This is a genomic window from Dyadobacter sp. CY261 (assembly GCF_021440085.1).
In the GTDB taxonomy this organism is placed as follows: domain Bacteria; phylum Bacteroidota; class Bacteroidia; order Cytophagales; family Spirosomataceae; genus Dyadobacter.
The window spans coordinates 1,256,866-1,275,301 of sequence record NZ_JAKCPW010000001.1; the positions used below are offsets into that span (position 1 = coordinate 1,256,866).

At 50.2% G+C, this 18,436-nt stretch carries 11 protein-coding genes; 2 read left to right on the forward strand and 9 right to left on the reverse strand.

From position 1 onward, the window contains the following. Positions 1-68: 68 nt before the first annotated feature. Complete coding sequence (locus LZD49_RS05025) at positions 69-1,565, reverse strand: choice-of-anchor I family protein (protein ID WP_234666227.1); 1,497 nt, start codon at positions 1,563-1,565, stop codon at positions 69-71. A gap of 228 nt (positions 1,566-1,793) precedes the next feature. On the opposite strand from LZD49_RS05025, the gene LZD49_RS05030 reads away from it, so the two are divergent. After that, positions 1,794-3,371 carry a calcineurin-like phosphoesterase family protein gene (locus LZD49_RS05030; protein ID WP_234666228.1) on the forward strand — a complete coding sequence of 526 codons (1,578 nt, stop codon included), beginning with the start codon at positions 1,794-1,796 and terminating at the stop codon, positions 3,369-3,371. A gap of 3 nt (positions 3,372-3,374) precedes the next feature. On the opposite strand, the gene LZD49_RS05035 is transcribed toward LZD49_RS05030, so the two are convergent. From LZD49_RS05035 to LZD49_RS05055, 5 genes are all read right to left on the reverse strand, one after another. Beyond that, entirely contained in the window at positions 3,375-4,193 is an 819-nt protein-coding gene (locus LZD49_RS05035; RefSeq protein ID WP_234666229.1) for a ThuA domain-containing protein, read from the reverse strand. A 138-nt stretch (positions 4,194-4,331) separates the two neighbouring features. After that, positions 4,332-5,765: a TolC family protein gene (locus LZD49_RS05040; protein ID WP_234666230.1), complete on the reverse strand. Its 1,434-nt coding sequence runs from the start codon at positions 5,763-5,765 to the stop codon at positions 4,332-4,334. Continuing rightward, the gene (locus LZD49_RS05045; RefSeq protein ID WP_234666231.1) at positions 5,755-8,961 is read right to left on the reverse strand and encodes an efflux RND transporter permease subunit; all 3,207 of its coding nucleotides are present in this window, start codon (positions 8,959-8,961) and stop codon (positions 5,755-5,757) included. Before LZD49_RS05045 ends, LZD49_RS05040 begins: the two co-directional genes overlap by 11 nt. A 21-nt stretch (positions 8,962-8,982) precedes the next feature. Further along, positions 8,983-10,068: an efflux RND transporter periplasmic adaptor subunit gene (locus LZD49_RS05050; protein WP_234666232.1), complete on the reverse strand. Its 1,086-nt coding sequence runs from the start codon at positions 10,066-10,068 to the stop codon at positions 8,983-8,985. Between the two features lie 152 nt (positions 10,069-10,220). Continuing rightward, positions 10,221-10,643, reverse strand: coding sequence for a hypothetical protein (locus tag LZD49_RS05055; protein WP_234666233.1), 423 nt, complete (start codon positions 10,641-10,643; stop codon positions 10,221-10,223). 487 nt (positions 10,644-11,130) lie between these two features. On the opposite strand from LZD49_RS05055, the gene LZD49_RS05060 reads away from it, so the two are divergent. Continuing rightward, complete coding sequence (locus LZD49_RS05060; RefSeq protein WP_234666234.1) at positions 11,131-12,546, forward strand: DUF4932 domain-containing protein; 1,416 nt, start codon at positions 11,131-11,133, stop codon at positions 12,544-12,546. Positions 12,547-12,698: 152 nt separating this feature from the next. Here LZD49_RS05060 and LZD49_RS05065 read toward each other — a convergent pair whose 3' ends face one another. The 3 genes from LZD49_RS05065 to LZD49_RS05075 form a co-directional block, all read right to left on the reverse strand. Beyond that, the gene (locus LZD49_RS05065; protein ID WP_234666235.1) at positions 12,699-13,511 is read right to left on the reverse strand and encodes a tryptophan-rich sensory protein; all 813 of its coding nucleotides are present in this window, start codon (positions 13,509-13,511) and stop codon (positions 12,699-12,701) included. Positions 13,512-13,641: 130 nt separating this feature from the next. Further along, entirely contained in the window at positions 13,642-14,997 is a 1,356-nt protein-coding gene (locus tag LZD49_RS05070; protein WP_234666236.1) for an alkaline phosphatase family protein, read from the reverse strand. A 77-nt stretch (positions 14,998-15,074) separates the two neighbouring features. Beyond that, positions 15,075-18,233 carry a TonB-dependent receptor gene (locus LZD49_RS05075; RefSeq protein WP_234666237.1) on the reverse strand — a complete coding sequence of 1,053 codons (3,159 nt, stop codon included), beginning with the start codon at positions 18,231-18,233 and terminating at the stop codon, positions 15,075-15,077. Positions 18,234-18,436: the final 203 nt, after the last annotated feature.

Here is an 18,436-nt window from a genome sequence, read left to right on the forward strand (position 1 = left end):
TGTGAGCCTGAGCGGAGTCGAAGGCCGATGCAATACCGGCCTTCGACTCCGCTCAGGCTCACAGTGCATTAAGGCTGAAAGAATTTCACCGTACCATCTTCCTCATTGCTGGTCACGAGCAGGCTTTTTCCATTCGGGCTTTTGTCGGCTGGGATGAAAAGTACACCTTCGGGTGCGTCGCCTGTTTTGATGATTTGCAGGAATTGCGGTGCGCCGGGGTTACTCAGGTCGTAAACGCCGATCGCATCTACACGCTCCATCGCGATAAAACCCACAGGCTTGCCATTCATCCAACCCACGGTGACGCCTTCGGCTTCGACTCCTTTGTCGTCGGAGCGGCTGTCGTCGTAGCTGCCAGCTTTGATCACTTCCTGTTCCAACGAGTTCCCGGAATCATATACGCGCTTCATATCCGCGGCATGGAAAATGCTGAAACCGCGTCCGCCGAATGCGTAAAGCTCTTCGTACACGCCATCGTTATCATGGTCGCCACGTGTGCTTGTCACGCGCAGGCGGCCAAGGTTGGGTGTCTTTTTCAACTCATCAGCGTTCGGAAAATTGGCAGGGTTAAGTTTGAGTGAGCTCACGCGTTTCTGCTCGTCGAATGTGCTGTACTCGCGTGCATCGCCTTCATCGGCCGTGATCACGTAGGGTGTACCGTTCACTGAAAAGTAAGAAATGGCATCAGGCAGGTAAAACGATTTAACCGGCCAGTTTTTCAATTCAATTTTCTTATCGTCGTCGCTTGCGTCGATGGCGTTGAGGATGTTGTTGTAATCCTTCGTTCCCAACGGATGCAAGTTCAGGATTTTGCCGCTGATAAGGTCGATTTCGGCAATACCGTTGTTTTCCTGCAATGTCACAAATGCCTTCTGTGAATTGTCGGAGATCGCTACATATTCCGGTTCGATATCCTGCGCAAAAGTCGCTTTTGGCCCGAACTTGCGGAAACCTTTCGTTGCCAATGCGTCGTAATCGTTGGAGAAAGCAGCGAAATCGAGTGTTCTGACACTGTAACTATCCGTAACATCGATAATGGATACCGATCCGTCCGGATCGACCGAGTAATCTGCATTGGGCTCGCCTTCGTTGGCTGTCACGATGAAACGGCCGTCGGGGCTGAATGTAACCATATCCGGCAATGCGCCCACGGTAATTTGCTTGATCTGTTGCAGCGTGCTGGTGTTTAGCACGATCACACTGCCGGGAGCCTGTTTGTTGGTTGCTTCGAGGGCTATTGCGAGTTTGCCGTTTGAAACCGCCACGCTGTTGGCGACGCCACCCAGCGCCGATACGTCGATCGGTTGTAATTTAGTGATGGTCGGGAGAGCCGAGAGGTCGAGCACGTCCACAATCGCCGCTTTCTCGTTGTTTACCGTGAAAAGCCGTTTGGAAATGGGGTCATAGGCTGAAATTTCGGCTGCAGCCACGTTACCCAGGTCGACGCCAGCCACTTCTTTGAAAGCCGCCGGGTTTTCCTGCCCGGGGTTTTGAGGAAAATGGTCGGTACAACCATTCATAAGAGCTGCGGCAAGCAACAGCGCAAGTAAAGGTTTCTTTTGCATTTGGTTTGTGAGTAGTTTAAAAAGCTAAAAATACTCAGGCGTGAAAGCGGGCGCGCGTCTCTTTGGAGAACTTAACATAAAGATAATTTTAAAGGCTTTTTGATGATCAAAACGACTTAAAATCAGTGTGTTGGTTAATATTAGCATAACAATCCGTTTACATTGCGGAAACAGCGGGGCAGTAGTTTTGCGCTTTCAAAAACTACTCAATACTTCCGTGTTTCACCTATGAAAAAAATCTCCACATTATGCTGCGGGCTGCTGCTCGCGTCGTCGGTGCATGCGCAATCCGATGTCAAAGGCTTTGTGTTCAACGACCTCAACGGGAATGGTCGCAAAGACAAAAATGAAAAGGGTGTAGCACAGGTTTCGGTTTCCAACGGTACACAGGTCGTGCAGTCGGATGCCAATGGCCAATACCAGTTACAGGTTGGCAAAGACAATATCATTTTCGTGATCAAACCTGCTGGCTATAAAGTGCCGCTAACAGAGGACAACCTGCCCAAATTCTACCGTTTGCACAAGCCCGATGGCTCTCCGGCGCTTAAATACAAAGGTGTAGCACCAACAGCCCCGCTACCAACCTCACTGGACTTCGCATTGACTGCCAAAACAGAGGCTGACGATTACACCGCGCTGATCTTCGGTGATCCACAGCCCTACACACTCGATGAGATCGATTATTTCACACGTGGTGTCGTGCGTGAAGTGGAAGGGATCAAGGATGTGGAATTCGGATTGAGCCTGGGCGACCTGGTAGGCGATAACCTCGACTTGCACCAGCCGTACGTAAAGGCTGTGAAAAAGGTCGGTTTAGCCTGGTACAACCTGATGGGTAACCATGACATGGATTACGATGCCAAAACCGACTCCCTTTCCGACGATACTTACGAGGCGCATTTCGGTCCGGCCAATTATTCGTTCAATGTCGGCAAAGTGCATTACATTATTCTCGACGACATCCTTTACCCCGATCCGCGCGACGGCAAAGGCTATTGGGGCGGTTTCCGTCAGAGTCAGCTTGATTTTGTAGAGAACGATTTGAAATTTGTTCCCAAAGACCAACTGGTTGTATTAGCATATCATATCCCATTGTACGAGGACGGCGAGGGCGATGCATTCCGCAACGAGGACCGCAGCCGTCTGTTCAGCATCCTGAAAGACTATCCCAGCACCCTGGCAATATCGGCACACACCCATTTACAACGTCAGAACTTCCACAGAAAAGGGGAGGGCTGGAATGGAGCTAAACCTTTCCACGAATACAATGCCGGCACCACGTCGGGCGACTGGTATTCGGGTGAGTTCAATATCCAGGGCGTGCCGTCATCGACCATGCGCGACGGTACCCCGAAAGGCTACGCATTTCTGCGCATCAAAGGCAACCAGTACAGCATTGATTACAAAGTGGCGGGCGAGCCGAAAGAATATCAGATCCGCATTCACACGCCGCGCGTAGTACCTGCGGGAGGCAATACGTCGTCGGGCATTTACGCCAACTTCTTTATGGGCCACGAGGGGAATGCAGTGCAGTACCGGATTGATAACGGCGAATGGAAAGATATGACGTTCCAGGCCGACGCCGATCCGCATTTCCAACGGCTGGTTTACGACTGGGATTATACCGAGAACCTTCCGGCCGGTCGCAGGCCGAGCAATGCTGTGAAAAGTACGCACTTATGGCGTGCGCCTTTCCCGGGCAATCTTTCGGAAGGCAAACACACGGTTGAAGTGAAAGCAAAGGACATGTTTGGCCGGGAGTTTACGCAGGCACATGCATTCTGGGCCGAGAAAAAAGAGAAATAGGATTTACAAATTACCTGCCCACGCGATCCCACCCATGATATGTTTCATCGAGGTGGGATCGTTGTATGTGGATGCATTGTGGCCAATGGCCGTGTAAAACATCCTTCCTTTGCTAATGGACCGTGTCCAGGAAATAGGATGGTCGCCGCGCATGGCTCTCGGCCAAAATGCCGGGTAGGTGGCTTCATCGACGGTAAGCAGTACCTGAAAACCGGGTTTGCCACGCACGTTTTCGCGGAAGTTATACCATTCGTCTTTTTTCGACCAGCGTGCGGGCAAGCCTTCCGTAGCTGCGTGCGAAACCGGTTCCGTCACGATTTCGGCTTTCGGAATAGGGTAGGGCAGAAATGTGTGATTGCGAAATCGTGTACCGAGCAGCGTTCCGTACCATTTCCAATCGTACTCGCAGTCAGATGCGGAATGGATGCCTGCATAACCACCCCCGTTTTCGATGTATTTTTCAAACGCCTTTTGCTGTTCTTCCGTGAGGAAATCGCCGGTGGGGGAGAGAAATACGACGGCTTTGTAGGATTTGAGGCAAACTTCGTGGAAGTAGGCGCCGTTTTCCGTTGCTACCACTTCCCAGCCTCGTTTCCGGCCTTCTTCTTTGATGGCTTTCACGCCTGCTTCGATGGAGGCATGGCGGTAGCCATTTGTTTTGGAAAAAACCAATACGGCTTTTTCAGTTGCCGCTAGGCAGTTGGCAGGAATAGCCCTTTCAAATACGGGCTTTTGCCACGGCAGCCAGCGCATTAAATGCAGCGCGTAACCGGCAGAAGCTCCCAGCACAATCAATGCGACAGATAATATTTTGAATACCATACCCCTTTGAACATGTTTCATTTTGGCGACGCCGGTCGGTTAATGGGCGTAATTTAGTGATTGAAATACCCCCAAAAAATAAAGATTCCCCCGAAAACCAGGGGAATCTTTATAAAAACCACATCCAAAGTTAATCGATCAATTCCAACCCCCTCCCAATGCCCGGTAGATATTCACCATGGCATTCATCTGCTTCATTTTGGTTTCGATCAATTCAAATTTTGATTCCAAAGCATCACGTTGAGTAAGTAGTACCTCCATGTAATCGGCGCGGGCCGAAGTAAACAGCCGGTTCGAAATCGCAGTCGATTGGTTCAGTGCTTCCACTTCTTTGGTTTTCATGTCGTAGCTTTTGGTGAGGTTATCGATGTTCGATAACTGGTTCACCACTTCGATATAGGCATTCAACACCGTACGCTCGTAATTGTAGATCGCCTGGACCTGCCTTGCATTCGCATTGGCATAACCCGCGCGGATGGCGTAACGGTTAATCACCGGACCGGCCAGGTCGCCCACCAGCGATCCTATGATCGACTCTGGTACGCGTGCCAGGTAAATCGGACTGAATGCCTGGAAACCGAGGCTCGCTGATAAGCCGAGTGAAGGGTAGAAGTTGGCCCTTGCCACATTCACGTCGATTTTCGCTGCTTCCAGATCCAGTTCCGCCTGTTTGATATCCGGGCGGTTCGCGAGTAGTTGCGACGGGATACCGGCCTGTACCACATTAGGTATCAGGTTCTCGAAGCCCGATTTGGTGCGTTCTACCGGCTGCGGATAACGTCCGATGAGGAAATTGATCCGGTTTTCGGTTTCGATGATGTTCTGCTGGATGCCAAATTGCAGGTTCTGCGTTTTCAGCACCTGCGCTTCAAACCGGCGTACGGCCAGTTCTGTCACACGCGTCGCTTCTTTCTCCATTTTTACGATCTTCAACGCATTGTTCTGGATGTCCACGTTCTGGCGGATAATGGCGAGCTCGGTGTCCAGTGCAAGCAGTTCGTAATAGGAGTTGGCGATTTCGGCCGCCAGGTTGGTCATCATAAAGTTCTTGCCTTCAATAGACGACAAATACCTTGTAGCCGCTGCCTTTTTCGCATTGCGCAGCTTGTGCCAGATATCGACTTCCCAACGCGCTACTGCCGCGATGTTCACGTCGGGCAGCGGATCAGGCGTTTCTTTACCGGGCTTGATGTCCGTGGTTGCTTCGCTGGCACCGATATTGGTGTAGCGGCCCACTTTTTCAACACCGGCACCGCCTCTCAGGCCGATAAACGGCAGGTATTCCCCTTTACGGGCGCCGATCTCGTTTTGCGAAATCGCGATTTCCTGCATCGTAATGTTCAACTCCTGGTTGTTTTTGAACGCGGTGTCGATGAGCGCATTCAGGTAAGGATCCGTGAAAAACGATTTCCAGCTCACCTTTCCGGTGTTGGTGGAATCCTGTGAGCTGTTATAGCTCACAGGTACCACTTTATTTTCGCTTCTCTGGACCTGCGTCGGGATGTTGCAGGCCGAATAGGTCAGCCCGATGAAGGCGATGCCGGCCCAGTTCAATATTCTCTTATTTCGCATGTTCGTCTTTGTCTTCTGAATGTGGGAATGCGTCGATGGCGTGAACGAATCCTTCGGACAACGGGCTGTCGTCCTCATTTTTGATCATCTGTCTGCCGTCGGCCAGGCTTCCGAATATGTAATACAAACCAGGGATGATGATGACCCCGAAAATGGTACCGAACAACATGCCTCCGAGTGCGGAAGCACCGATGGTACGGTTACCGATCGCACCCGCACCGGTAGCGATGATCAACGGGATCAGACCTGCCACGAATGCGAATGAAGTCATCAAAATCGGACGGAAACGTACTCTCGCACCTTCAATGGCCGCTTCAAGTATCGTCGCACCTTCCTGTCGTTTCTGCACCGCAAATTCGACGATCAGTACCGCGTTTTTACCCAGCAGACCCACGAGCATGATCAGACCGATCTGTGCATAAATGTTGTTTTCGAGGCCCATCATGTTCAGTACCAGGAACGAACCGAATACCCCAACCGGCAGCGAGCACACAACAGCCAACGGAATGATAAAGCTTTCATACTGCGCTGCAAGTACCAGGTAAACAAACGCTAGTACGATCATGAATACCACCAGTGATTCGTTACCACGGATCGATTCGTCATAAGAAAGACCTTCGAAAGCGATATCGTAGCCTTTTGGCAGCGTTTTGGCAGCCACTTGGCGAATGGCCGCAATGGCCTCGGCAGTGGTGTAACCCTTGGCGGGAAGACCCTGGATCGCCGCTGAATTGTACAGGTTGAAACGCGTGATCTCGTTAGGTCCCTGGCCTTTCTTAAGCTTCATGAACGACGAGTAAGGCACCATTTCTCCGGAGTCGTTTTTGACGAACAGTTTCAAAAGATCGGACGGTAACCTCCTGTACTGGGGATCCGACTGCACGTATACCTTGAAGAACTGGTTGAACTTGATAAAGCCCTGCTCGTAGGTACTACCGATCATGATGTTGAGGTTGTCCATCGCTTTTCCGATCGATACGCCCTTCTGCATTGCCAGTTTATTATCGATTTCCAGCTCATATTGCGGATAGTTCGCAGCGAAGAAGGTGAACAAGCCGGTCAGCTCCTTGCGTTTGGCAAGGTTATCCAGGAACTCCTTATTGATCTTGTCGAATTCATGGTAATCAGTATCAGTGTTTTTATCGAGCAAACGCATCGAGAAACCACCGGAAGTACCAAACCCAGGGATCGCTGGTGGTTCGAAGAATTCGACCGTCGCACCAAGCCCTTTCGACGCGTGTTCAAGCTCTTCCATAATCTCTTTCACATTCTGGTCACGTTCGTGCCACGGTTTGAGGTTGATCAAACAGGTACCCGCGTTGGAACCGCGTCCTTCTGTCATGATCTCGTAACCTGCCAGCGACGAAACGGATTCGATCCCCTTCACCTCTTCGCATATCTTTTGAAGACGGCGCGAAACTTCATTGGTTTTTTCCAACGTAGAGCCGGGAGGTGTCTGAATGATCGCATAGATCGTACTCTGGTCTTCGTTAGGGATAAAACCCGCCGGTACGATTGAGTTTTCATACCAGATACCCGCACAGAATCCAGCCAGTACGAGGAATGTAACCATGCGGCGGTTTACGATCAGTCTCAAAAGACTAACATAACTGCCGGTCATCTTATCGAAGCCGCGGTTGAAGCTGTCGAGCGCGCGGGTGAGCGGGTTTTTCTTGCGCTCGTGTCCATGATGGTTTTTAAGCATGATGGCGCATAATACCGGTGTAAGCGTCAACGCGATCAGCGCTGAGATGACAATGGAACTGGCCATTGTGATGGAGAACTGGCGGTAGAACGTACCCACCGGCCCGGACATGAAGGAGATCGGCAAGAACACCGACACCATCACAGCGGTGATTGCGATAATTGCACCCGATATTTCGCCAAGAACTTTTCTAACAGCGTTAAATGGTGATAAATGCGGCTCTTCTTCCATCTTGGCATGGACCGCTTCTACCACCACAATCGCATCATCGACCACAATACCGATCGCCAACACAAGCGCAAAAAGTGTGATAAGGTTAATCGAAAGGCCGAATGCCTGGATCACAAAGAACGCACCGACCAATGATACCGGAACCGCGAGGATCGGGATCAATGTCGAACGCCAGTCGCCGAGGAAGATGAACACCACGATCGCCACGAGGATAAATGCGTCGCGCAATGTGTGGGTTACCTGTTCGATAGACGCGTCGAGGAATTGCGAAACATCATAGCTGATCTTGTAATCCATGCCCGGAGGAAAGGAAGCCTTCATCACATCCAGTTTCTCTTTCACCTCTTTGATTACATCACTTGCATTACTACCATAGTTCTGGCGCAATACGATCGCAGCCGATGCCTTGCCGTCAAGGTTGGAGTAAATATCAAAGAACTCACTTCCGAGCTCCACTTTGGCAATATCCTTTAAGTGAATGCTCTCACCTGCCGCATTGGCCCGGATGATAATGTCCTCGTATTCTTTCGGTTCGCTGTACCGGCCTTTGTAGGTCAATACGTATTCCAATGATTGCGCCTCGATACCGGAGCTTTGTCCGATCCGGCCAGGACGACCGATGATGCTTTGCTCACCCAGCGCCTTCATCACTTCTTCCACTGAGATGCTGTATGCACGCATGCGGTCGGGATTGAGCCACACACGCATCGCGTAACGACGGCTACCGAGGATCTGCGCCCTTGCCACCCCTTTGGTCCGCTGGATTTCAGGGATCATTTTAACGGTAGCGTAGTTGAAGAGAAATTTCTCGTCAATGCTTTTGGACTTCGAGTAGAGGTTGACGTACATCAACATACTTGGCTGGATAGGCGTGATAATTACCCCTTCACGCTGAACAAGTTCCGGCAGCAGCGGCATTACCTGGTCAACCCTGGTCTTTACCCGGATAACGGCGTCGTTCGGGTCGGTACCAGGCTCGAAGATGATCCGCAGGGTTGCTTCACCGGCACTGGTGGCGTCGGTAGCAATATAACGCATGTCCTGAACACCGTTAATGGCCTGTTCCAGCGTAATGAGCGTGGATTTTACCAACACATCGGCACTCGATCCCGGGTAGGCGATGAAGATGTTAACAGTGGTAGGAGCGATGTCAGGGAACTGCGAAATGGGCAGTTTTTTGATAGCCAGTATACCTACAAAGACTATCATGACCGATATTACAATCGCGAATACAGGTCGTCGTATGAATTGATTAAACATATCTTTTTCTTTTGGACCTGTTTATTCTGCGTACAGACTTAGGTGAGAGATAACCGAATCCGGCTTCTCGAATTTGTAGCTGATCTTTTCGTTTTCACGAACCTGGCGCAAGCCTTCCAGCAATATTTTGTCGTCTTTCTGAAGACCGTGCGACACTGCGAAAATGTGGGGCAACTCGGCTGCGATCGTGATCTCGCGTGACTGGATTTTGTTATCCTTATCGAGTACGTAGCAATATTTCTTGTCGAGTACTTCGAATGTCGCCTTTTGCGGGATGAGCAGCGCGTTTTTCAGCGGCACGGTCACCAGCACATTGCCCGTTTCACCATGGCGCAACAGGCCTTTTGGATTAGGGAATGTGGCACGGAATGCGATGTTACCTGTTTCGTTATTAAAGTCGGCCTCAATGGTTTTTACAGCCCCGGTGTAATCGAAGAGCTTTTCATTGGCCATTTTTAGGTTCACTTTCAGCATATTACCATCATCCTGGCGTGTCTTATAGTCAAGATATTCCGCTTCCGGAACGTTGAAGTAAACCCACATCTCACTGTTGTCGGAAAGTGTGGTCAGCAGGTCGCCTTCGTCCACGAGGCTTCCGAGCCGAACCTGGAAATGGTCCATGATCCCACTAAAAGGCGCGCGGATTTCGGTAAAGCCGAGGTGCGTTTGCGCGAGGCCGAGTTCGGCATTTGCTTTATCGAATTTCGCTTTGGCCAGTTTCAGTTCGTTTTTAGAAACGACATTACTGTCGGCCAGTGCCTTGGTATTTTGGTACTCGATTTCCGCGAAGTTTGCTTCGGCTTGTGCTTTTTGTTGCTCAGCCTGGTAAACCATCGGCATAATCTGGAACATCAGCTGGCCCTTTTTCACCATCTGACCTTCATCCACATATATTTTTTGCAAATAACCTCTTTCCAAAGCCCGCAGCTCGATGTGACTGATCGCCTTGATCTGGCTCACGTACTCCTTGGTGATAATGGTGTCTTTTTGTAAGGGGCTTGTTACTAAGTATTTCACCGCTTCTTCTTTTTCTTCTTCGTGTTTGGAAGTACAGCTTGTCTGATACAACAACGCACCCAAGCTCACGAGCATGAGAATTCTTTTCATGATGATTTTTGGAGTTAGCAAATTTGAATTTTTGATAGTTTCTGTTCGTATGGTTGTGCCTGATGGCACGCAACAGGCAGCCGTGAGCATCCGGGGATTGGACTACGACCACCAGCAATGCAGGCCGTGCGGCGGCCTGCCAATATGCGGGATCATATTCTGAGTACGCGGAGTACCAGGTAGCGGTGAGAGGAAACCAATAAACCGAGTCTTGTAAGGGCACGGGTCTTGGGGATTATGCGGAATTGAAAATCGTAGCGTGGGGCGAGCGCGGCAGTCGGTATACTGCCCGAGCGTGGTTGCTTTTTGACCGAGAATGATTCGGTGGAGTCTTCTTCTTTTTCTTCTGAAATAGCCTTGATAAACTCGGCGAATCTGCGGGCAGCATCGGGAAGGCGGAAAGCCGGACTATCCGGGTCGGCAGCCTTCACAAAATTGGGATGCGCGGATTGGGCAAGAATTTGAATGGGAGCGGTGCAGGGAGCACTCTCCTGCGAACCGGCGTACATATTGCTGATTCCATCCACCAGGAGAATGCACAGGGGTAGGAGATATTTCAGCAATTCTTTGATCATCTTAACGGGTCGCTATTGAGTCTTTTGTATAATTTGAAGGTCTTAATTGTTGCGTTTATTTCAAGTCTTTGAAAATGAGCGCACGTTTAGTCACTGTCTTCTTTCTGTTTTATCCTAAAATTGTTTTTTTCATAGGAGTATGCCTGCTATACGCATACAAAAACCGCACATCTTCCTTAACACGATGTTAAAAGCATGTTAAAAAGGGATTAAAATCTACGATCGGGTAGCACGGCTGATCTCTCGGTCGGTGAGGGAGGTTGATTAAGATAATTTTATCTTTCTATTATTATATAAATGGTTACATTTATGAGGCTGCGCTGGTGCAAAGCTCCTGCCTTTTACTGCCTATTCGCAGGCCTCCGGTCGCAGATGCAATTTCGTTTTTCGGTACTGGCCGGCCGGAGGCCTGCGAATAATGGGTCACGAGGGAAGACCTTCGCGCCATAGCGGGCATTTTACATTTGCACTATCAAATTTCTTAGCCATGCATTCACTCAAATTATGCTTCGTATTCGTGCTGTTACCGGCTCTGTCGCTCGCGCAGCCGAAAATCATTGTCCACCCCGAAAGCCTGAAAACCGCCGCCAAATCCATCGGGATCAGGTTCAGCCACATGAAATCGCCGATGAACTTTCCGCAGTCGGAAATGGATACTATCGACTTCGGTTCAGACGGAAGTCCGGGTAAAACGGTTACCGTTTATCTAGGCGAGGATTCGGTGCAGGTCAGAAACGACAATTTTCCGTACGAGGAAAAGCATTTTTTTTCATTGCAGCTTGCAGGCCGCCAATACGTGCTGAGGCTTCGCTTTAACCAGGTTTTTGCACACTTCTCGGATGATTACATCCGGAAAAGCCGTGGGCACAATTTCGTGGAGATACCCGAAACCTTCGAGCTGGCGAATATTCTGCTAATGCTTTCGCCGGCTGGGCAGAAGGCAGGAAACATGGTTAAAAGCGGGCAGTATTACGACGATGTGGCTGCTTATTTTAAACCTTACCTGGGTCATGCGGTTTTTGGCAAACTGGATTTTCCCGCTGGTCAGTATATGCAGCGGTATTATGAGTTCAGGGAAAACAGTATTTGTTATAATTTCAAAGGCGATGAGCTGATCCAGGCAGAGTACTTTTTCGTCACAGGGGAGGACAATTCCGGCTATACCAATGCATTCAGGGATCATCTGGAACTGATCACGGATTTTGCCAGAAAGTCGAAATTCAGGGAGTTTTATAAAAGACATTTGACTTTTTATCAGGAGCAGATCGCAAAACAAACCGAATGGAGTGATTTGGCGGGCATGCACAAATGGCTTGAAAAGGAATTTTCACGGCCGAAATTCGACTGTATGAAACTCATTTTTTCACCGGTTATTCTTTCCAGCCACAGCACGCAACGGTTCGGCGGATTCGACTCGAATGGCAAGAACTATCAGCAAATGGTGATGTTTGTGAGCGGCCCGGACGTATACAATGCAGAGGCAGCGCTTACAAACGATCAGCGGCGCGGCCTGTTGGCAGGCATTATCTTCACCGAGATGGACCACAATTATGTCAACCAACGGACTAGTGATTTCGAAGAAGCGATCGATAGTATTTTCTCAAAAAGGGAGCTTTGGGCGCCAAATGGGAACTCCGGTTTTTACCAGAGTTCGGTATCTGTTTTCAACGAGTACTTCACCCATGCGCTGTTTTCATTGTACGTGCTCGACCAATACGACGATGCAACAGCCAGGTTTCTCATCACCCGGCGCGAGGTGTTGATGGCCGAACGAAGAGGATTTGTAAAGTTTCGCGAATTCAATGCAGCTTTGATGAAGATCAAAAAAGAAAATGCGGAGACGCCCGTATCCGCATTATATCCCAAAATCATAGATTGGTGCCGGTCTTTTTCAAAGCGCTAGACCACTAGTACAAAGCTCCCGCTTTGTACTCACTATTCGCAGGCCTCCGGCCGGTCAGATATGTAGCAACGTCTTTCAGTGTAGCCGGCCGGAGGCCTGCAAATAGTGAGATACGAAGGTATACCTTCGCGCCATGGCCTGCAAAAAACTTGTCACGAAGACAGCCCCTCGCGCCATTGTGCTGTTTTTCCTTCTTCAAGAAAATGCTGGCCGCGGCTGCGGTAGGCGTGCAGGCCACTGCTGATCAGTAAAATAGCGGAAACAGTGTATGCGGTGTAAACGATCATTGGCGAAATGGCCCAGTTGGCCGCAGCCACGGCGATTAGTGCCCATACACCCACCATAGACGATTCGCGGAGGTTCCGTTTCCAGGTAAGACCGATGTAAACGAGGCCCGCGACACAGATCATGACCACCGTCCAGGTTGCCGGCGAAAGGCCAAAGCCGCTCCAACCTATTTTGGTAAGATACGCGGCCACGTTAGCAATGAGCGCTACGCAAATCCAGCCGATGTAAATGGCGAATGGCCACCAGGTCAGCGCGATCATTTTAATGGAGATAAGGTCCAATTCCATGCGAGTACGGACTACAATCAGCCAAAGGGAAGAAAGCAGCGCAATCATAATGAACACGGAAAGGCCGGTAAAATCATAAAGCCAGGCCAGTACCCAGGCCGAGTTGGCCGCGCAGGAAATGACAAAAAGCCAGCCGATTTTTGCTACCACCTCCGGCACTTCTTGCTTACCTGAAATACCGCGGGCCTGGTAAATGACGAATGCGGCAAGTAGCAGGTAAATCAAGCCCCAGATCGAGAAAGCGTAGCCGGCCGGTGTAAAAAGGTTCCCATACCGCGCCGAAACGCTGGCCATCGTGCTGTTGTTGAAAAAGCCGGTATTGGAGAGATAGTTGATCACGATTGTGACGATCAATGCGAGGATGTTGGCGATCTGCAATGTCTTTTTCATAAGTATTGCGATATAGCTGATTTGGTATAACCGCGTTCATCAAAAATTATGCCTTAATAAAACAAAAAAGGACGTCGCTAAGCAGTGACGTCCTTTCCAATGATTCTTATCTATCTTATAAACTCAAATTCTATTCTTTGTCTTTGGCGAGCATTCCCGGATAGACCGTGCCGTCGGCCGTCGGGAAATCGATGTTGAGCAACTTTGCGATGAGCGGGGCGATGTCCTGCAAGCCCATTTCAGGGATGACAGCACCTTTTTTGATACCACGACCGAATGCCACGAAGCCGGTCTGTATTTCTTTAAAATCCGGGAAAAAACCATGCGTACCGCCGCTGGCAGCACGAACGAAATCGCCGGTGGCCGCATTGCCGATCGTAAAGCCTTGCTTAGGGGCAATGGCCAATGCCACGTTCGGGTCGGAACCCACTGCGTCCAGTGCCGCGCGGTCTTTGACCTCGAACATCGCTTTTTGCGAAACCGGTAGCTTTGCCAATGCCGCTTTTACCTTTTCCAGCGTCTGCGTATCGTTTTTATCTTTCAAATGCAGGAACGATGAGCCGCCCGAAGCATGGAAATAGGCTTTCCAGGAAGAAGGGCTTTTAGGATCGTACAAACCAGCCTGCGCCAGCAACACATTAGGGGAAAGTGATGAATGAATATCGACAAACCCGTGGTCGCCGGTAACGATCACCGTGGTTTTGTCTTTGATACCAGCCTTGTCGATCGCTTCCAGAATGGCTTTGATGCCCCTGTCCACACTCGTCAGCGAAGCGCGGACTTTGTCGCCATCGCGGCCTTGTTCGTGCTCGAAATGGTCCACCGCCACCAGGTGAACCGCCAGGAATGAAGGCTTGTATTTGCGGATAATGTAGGCGCTGGTGCGTGAAAGGTTATCATCAATGCTCAGGTACTCACCGTCGAAATCGATCTCTTCCAGCTTGCCGGTCGCGTTCTGCTGGATTTCTTCAAAGAAACCCTTCGGATTTGAATTCTCGCTCAGCGCTTTGGTCATGTTGCGCTTGCCGCCTTTTGTTTCGGGTAGATACCAGTATTCGGGAATATTGTAATTGGCAGGCCCGCCTAGCGACACCGGCCAGAATACCGAAGCGGTAGCAAGGCCTTTTTCTTTCGCCGCGCTAAAAATGGTTGGCACTTTGATGGTTTTGTAATCCCAGATCCATTTGCCCGTCACTTCGAGCGGTTCGGGTGGGGTGTTGTAATATACACCGTGCTTAATGGGTTTCACGCCTGTGATCATGGTCGTGTGCGACGGATAGGTAACGGTCGGGAAAACGCCCGTCACGCCATCGGCATATGCGCCGGTTTCCATTCCCTGGCGAAGGTTCACCATCGACCACGTCGGGTCTTTGTAAAACTCGGGCCGCAAGCCGTCGATGCTGATCAGGATCACGTGGGCATCCTGGGCACGGAGGCTTTTGAATGTAAATGTGGAAAGGGTTAAGAGCAGGATCAGTCTTTTCATGGGGAATGCACTCGTTAGTAAAGTTTCCGGCCCTCCGCGATGCATTGCAGAGGGCCGGTTAATAGATTATAAATCAATTAAAAAGAATAGCGAAGGCCTACCTGGATCTGGAAAGGGCTGCCGTTCAGGCTGGATACACCCGCACCTTTGTTAACGTTGTACACAAATTCGTTCTTCGCTTTGTCGAAGCTCTTGATCGTGTACAGGTTTTGCTTGCCAAGGTTGGTACCCACGCCCCAGTCTTTATTGAGCAGGTTCGCGAAGTTGAACACGTCGATCGAAGCTTCCAGACCGTGCGTTTTGTAAATATTGAATTTCTTACCCAAACGAACGTCGAATACGCCGTAGAAGCCATTGATCCCACCGTTACGCTCCGCCATTTTGCCGGTGTTTTCGCGGATGAAAGTTTTGATACTTTGCTCAGCCTCGGGGTTGTCAAGAATAGCTTGGAGGCCTGTGCGGATGTATTCGGGTGTTGCCGCGCTGTTGACGTCGTACACATAAGGCAGGTCGTTCGAAGAAACGAAGTCGCCGTTCATGTTACCGCTGACGGCCAGGGCGTAGCGTGTACCGCCGATACCCGAATAGCGAACGCCAAGGGTTACGCCCCAGAAGCTTGGTGCCGTACCGTATACGACAATCTTGTTGCGGAACTGGTTGTTGGCATAGCTCATCCGGCTCAAATCCCGCGGATCGTCGATCACCATTTGGTCAAGCGTTGCGGTGTTGGCCACGTTTCCGTTGTAGGAAGTGTTATCCTTGGCATCATTCCAGGTATAAGAAGCAGTGATTTGTCCATCGCGGAAGTACTTAAATGTACCGTCGATCACGAGCGCATATTGGTTCTTTTTACCATCACTTACGAGTTCAAGTACGCGGCCGACATTGGTCGTTTTCCGGCTGTGGAGCCAGTTGGTAGCGCCGTTGGTTGTGTTGATGCTTTCAGCAGGCACATACACACCGCGGTTTGCTTCGGCGCCAATGCGGAAGAATGGCTCGTCCACCATGTTGCGGTCGATGTACATATAGTTATTGCGGGCCCAGGAAGCATAACCGCTGATACCAATACGCAGGCGGTCGCTGAAAAAGTGGTTGTACGAGAAATTGGTTTTGTACAAAACAGGGACTTTCGCGTCGGGGCTGTTGGTATTAATGGTAATCAAACGCTCGATGCCCGGAATGTTGAACAGTTCAGCACCCGGAGCTTTGGATGGGTCCTGGCGGTACAGAGGAAAATTAGGGCTTGGGACAAGGTTCCCCTGAATTTCGACAGAAGCCACTTTCGAACCGTCAAACAACATATTGTTGACCATCGAATAAGGGTTTAATGCCGATCCGAATACGCCCGCGCCGAAGCGGATCACGTCTTTGCTCTGCTCATTCACATCCCAGGTAAACTGAACGCGTGGTTGTAGTTGCAGGGTGTTGATGCGGTTATTGGTTTTAATGCCCAGTTCATCAAAAACCACCTGGCTGAAATTCGCACGGTTCAGATACACCGTGTTGTCGAGGCGTAAACCAGCCGTCATATCGAGTCCTACACCCAATTTCGTATCCATTTGGGCGTATAAACCGGTGCTCAACGATTTTACTTTGTTGCTTTGGTCTTCGTTCAGATAGATTTCACGGGCATAGCGGTATGGTTTCAGGTTATTGAAATTATCCATTCCCGTGAAATAGAAACGGCCATTCATTTCGGAGCCATAACGTGAATGCATCAGATTGTACATCACGTCGATACCGAATGTGAAGTTGATCTTGCCGGTATTGTAATACAGGTTGTCAACCGCCTGGATCACAGTTCCTTTGAACCATTCCGGAGAAAAACGCTGTCCGCCGATCTGGATCGAGTTCAGGTATGTAGCTGTTCCGGCAACGGATTCCACGTTTTCGACGATCGCACGCGGGATGCCTGCCGCTGGCAGCTCAGAGCTCGGAAGCACCTTTACATCCTCATAAAAATGCTGTACTTTCAGTTCGTTCGTCACGCGTGGGTTCAACGTGGTACGGAGCGATGCCATGAGGCTGTTGTCGAACTTTTTACGGTCTATATACGACTCGTAGAAGTTAATACCCGAGTTGTCACCTTCCGAAAGGTTATCGTTTTCGATCACCATGTTATTACGGATCGTCAGAAGGTTTTTGGAGTTCAGCTGCCAGTCGATACGGGCAAAAAGCGCGTCGGTACCCTTGGCTTTGTCGAATGCGCCAAACTGTGGGCCGGAAGAAACACCATATTTGTCACGTGCAATGCCCACGAAGCGTTCCAGGGTTGCATTGGTAACCTTGTTGGCTGCCTCGTCTGCCGGGCTCAGGATGTTTGCAATGTAAAGTGGACGGGAGTCGGCCTGGTGATCCCAAGCCACAAAGAAATGCGCTTTGTCTTTGATGATAGGCCCGCCGAGAGAGAATCCATACTGATAGGTCGAAAACTCCTGGGTCCTTTTATTTCCGCGAAGGTCGTATTTGCTCGAAAGAGCGTCGTTGCGCATGAAGGTGAATGCGCTGCCCGAAAGCTTGTTGGTACCCGACTTGGTTACCGTGCTGATAGTACCACCACCTGCGCGACCCATTGTCACGTCGTATTCGTTGGTCACTACTTTAAATTCCCGAATTGCTTCCATAGAAATAGAGTAAGCACCCGAGGTACCGCCACCGGCAATCGTTCCGCGGGAGGTCATCCCGTCGATCGTATAGTTAGTCGAAGAGGCCAGTTGGCCACCCAAACTACTGCCGTTGCTCAATGGCGAAAGGTCGATCAGCGACGTAAAGCTACGGCCGTTTACTGGCAGACGGGCGATATCGCGGGCTGTTATGGGTGTGGATGCACCCAATGTTACCACGGTATTCTTCAATGAATTCGCCACAATTTCAACGGCATTGAGCTCTTTGGCAGCCGCTTCGAGCGAGAAGTTAAGACGCAGCTGATCGCCCTGGTTTAATGAGTAACCGGTCTTTTTCTGCTCACCGTAACCGATAAACGACACAGTGATAGAGTAGGGAGATCCAAGGGGAAGCTGCTTGATAATGTAATCCCCGTTGGCGTCCGTTACCGTGCCCGTACTGAAACCGGTCGATTCGTTTTTGACATAAACCGTTGCACCGACGACCGGCCCAAACTGGCTTTCGCTCACTTTCCCGATAATGGATGCCTCATTTCCCTGCGCCCGTGTTTCGGGGCTCCAAAGCAGGAGAAACGCGCATACTCCGAGTAATGCAGTAATTAATTTCATCATTTTTCTGTTCGTTTGGTTATTCTTACTTGTTTCAAATACTTTGTTAGGTGCTCGTTCCGGCACTTGCAGCGTGCTACGGAAATAGGATGTTTGAAATTGAAAGCCGGGATTACGGACATGCCTTTCCGGCAAAAAGGATGACAAATCTGTCGGATCGGATTGTTGAAAAAGGCATGAATAGCCATGCCGGTGCCGTTCGGGCA

What these genes read in the sequence shown, in the direction of transcription:
- LZD49_RS05065 (WP_234666235.1), bottom strand. Translation starts at nt 13,511, where the DNA reads ATGAAAAAGACATTGCAGATCGCCAACATCCTCGCATTGATCGTCACA.
- LZD49_RS05060 (WP_234666234.1), top strand. Translation starts at nt 11,131, where the DNA reads ATGCATTCACTCAAATTATGCTTCGTATTCGTGCTGTTACCGGCTCTG.
- LZD49_RS05035 (WP_234666229.1), bottom strand. Translation starts at nt 4,193, where the DNA reads ATGGTATTCAAAATATTATCTGTCGCATTGATTGTGCTGGGAGCTTCT.
- LZD49_RS05040 (WP_234666230.1), bottom strand. Translation starts at nt 5,765, where the DNA reads ATGCGAAATAAGAGAATATTGAACTGGGCCGGCATCGCCTTCATCGGG.
- LZD49_RS05045 (WP_234666231.1), bottom strand. Translation starts at nt 8,961, where the DNA reads ATGTTTAATCAATTCATACGACGACCTGTATTCGCGATTGTAATATCG.
- LZD49_RS05030 (WP_234666228.1), top strand. Translation starts at nt 1,794, where the DNA reads ATGAAAAAAATCTCCACATTATGCTGCGGGCTGCTGCTCGCGTCGTCG.
- LZD49_RS05050 (WP_234666232.1), bottom strand. Translation starts at nt 10,068, where the DNA reads ATGAAAAGAATTCTCATGCTCGTGAGCTTGGGTGCGTTGTTGTATCAG.
- LZD49_RS05025 (WP_234666227.1), bottom strand. Translation starts at nt 1,565, where the DNA reads ATGCAAAAGAAACCTTTACTTGCGCTGTTGCTTGCCGCAGCTCTTATG.
- LZD49_RS05055 (WP_234666233.1), bottom strand. Translation starts at nt 10,643, where the DNA reads ATGATCAAAGAATTGCTGAAATATCTCCTACCCCTGTGCATTCTCCTG.
- LZD49_RS05075 (WP_234666237.1), bottom strand. Translation starts at nt 18,233, where the DNA reads ATGATGAAATTAATTACTGCATTACTCGGAGTATGCGCGTTTCTCCTG.
- LZD49_RS05070 (WP_234666236.1), bottom strand. Translation starts at nt 14,997, where the DNA reads ATGAAAAGACTGATCCTGCTCTTAACCCTTTCCACATTTACATTCAAA.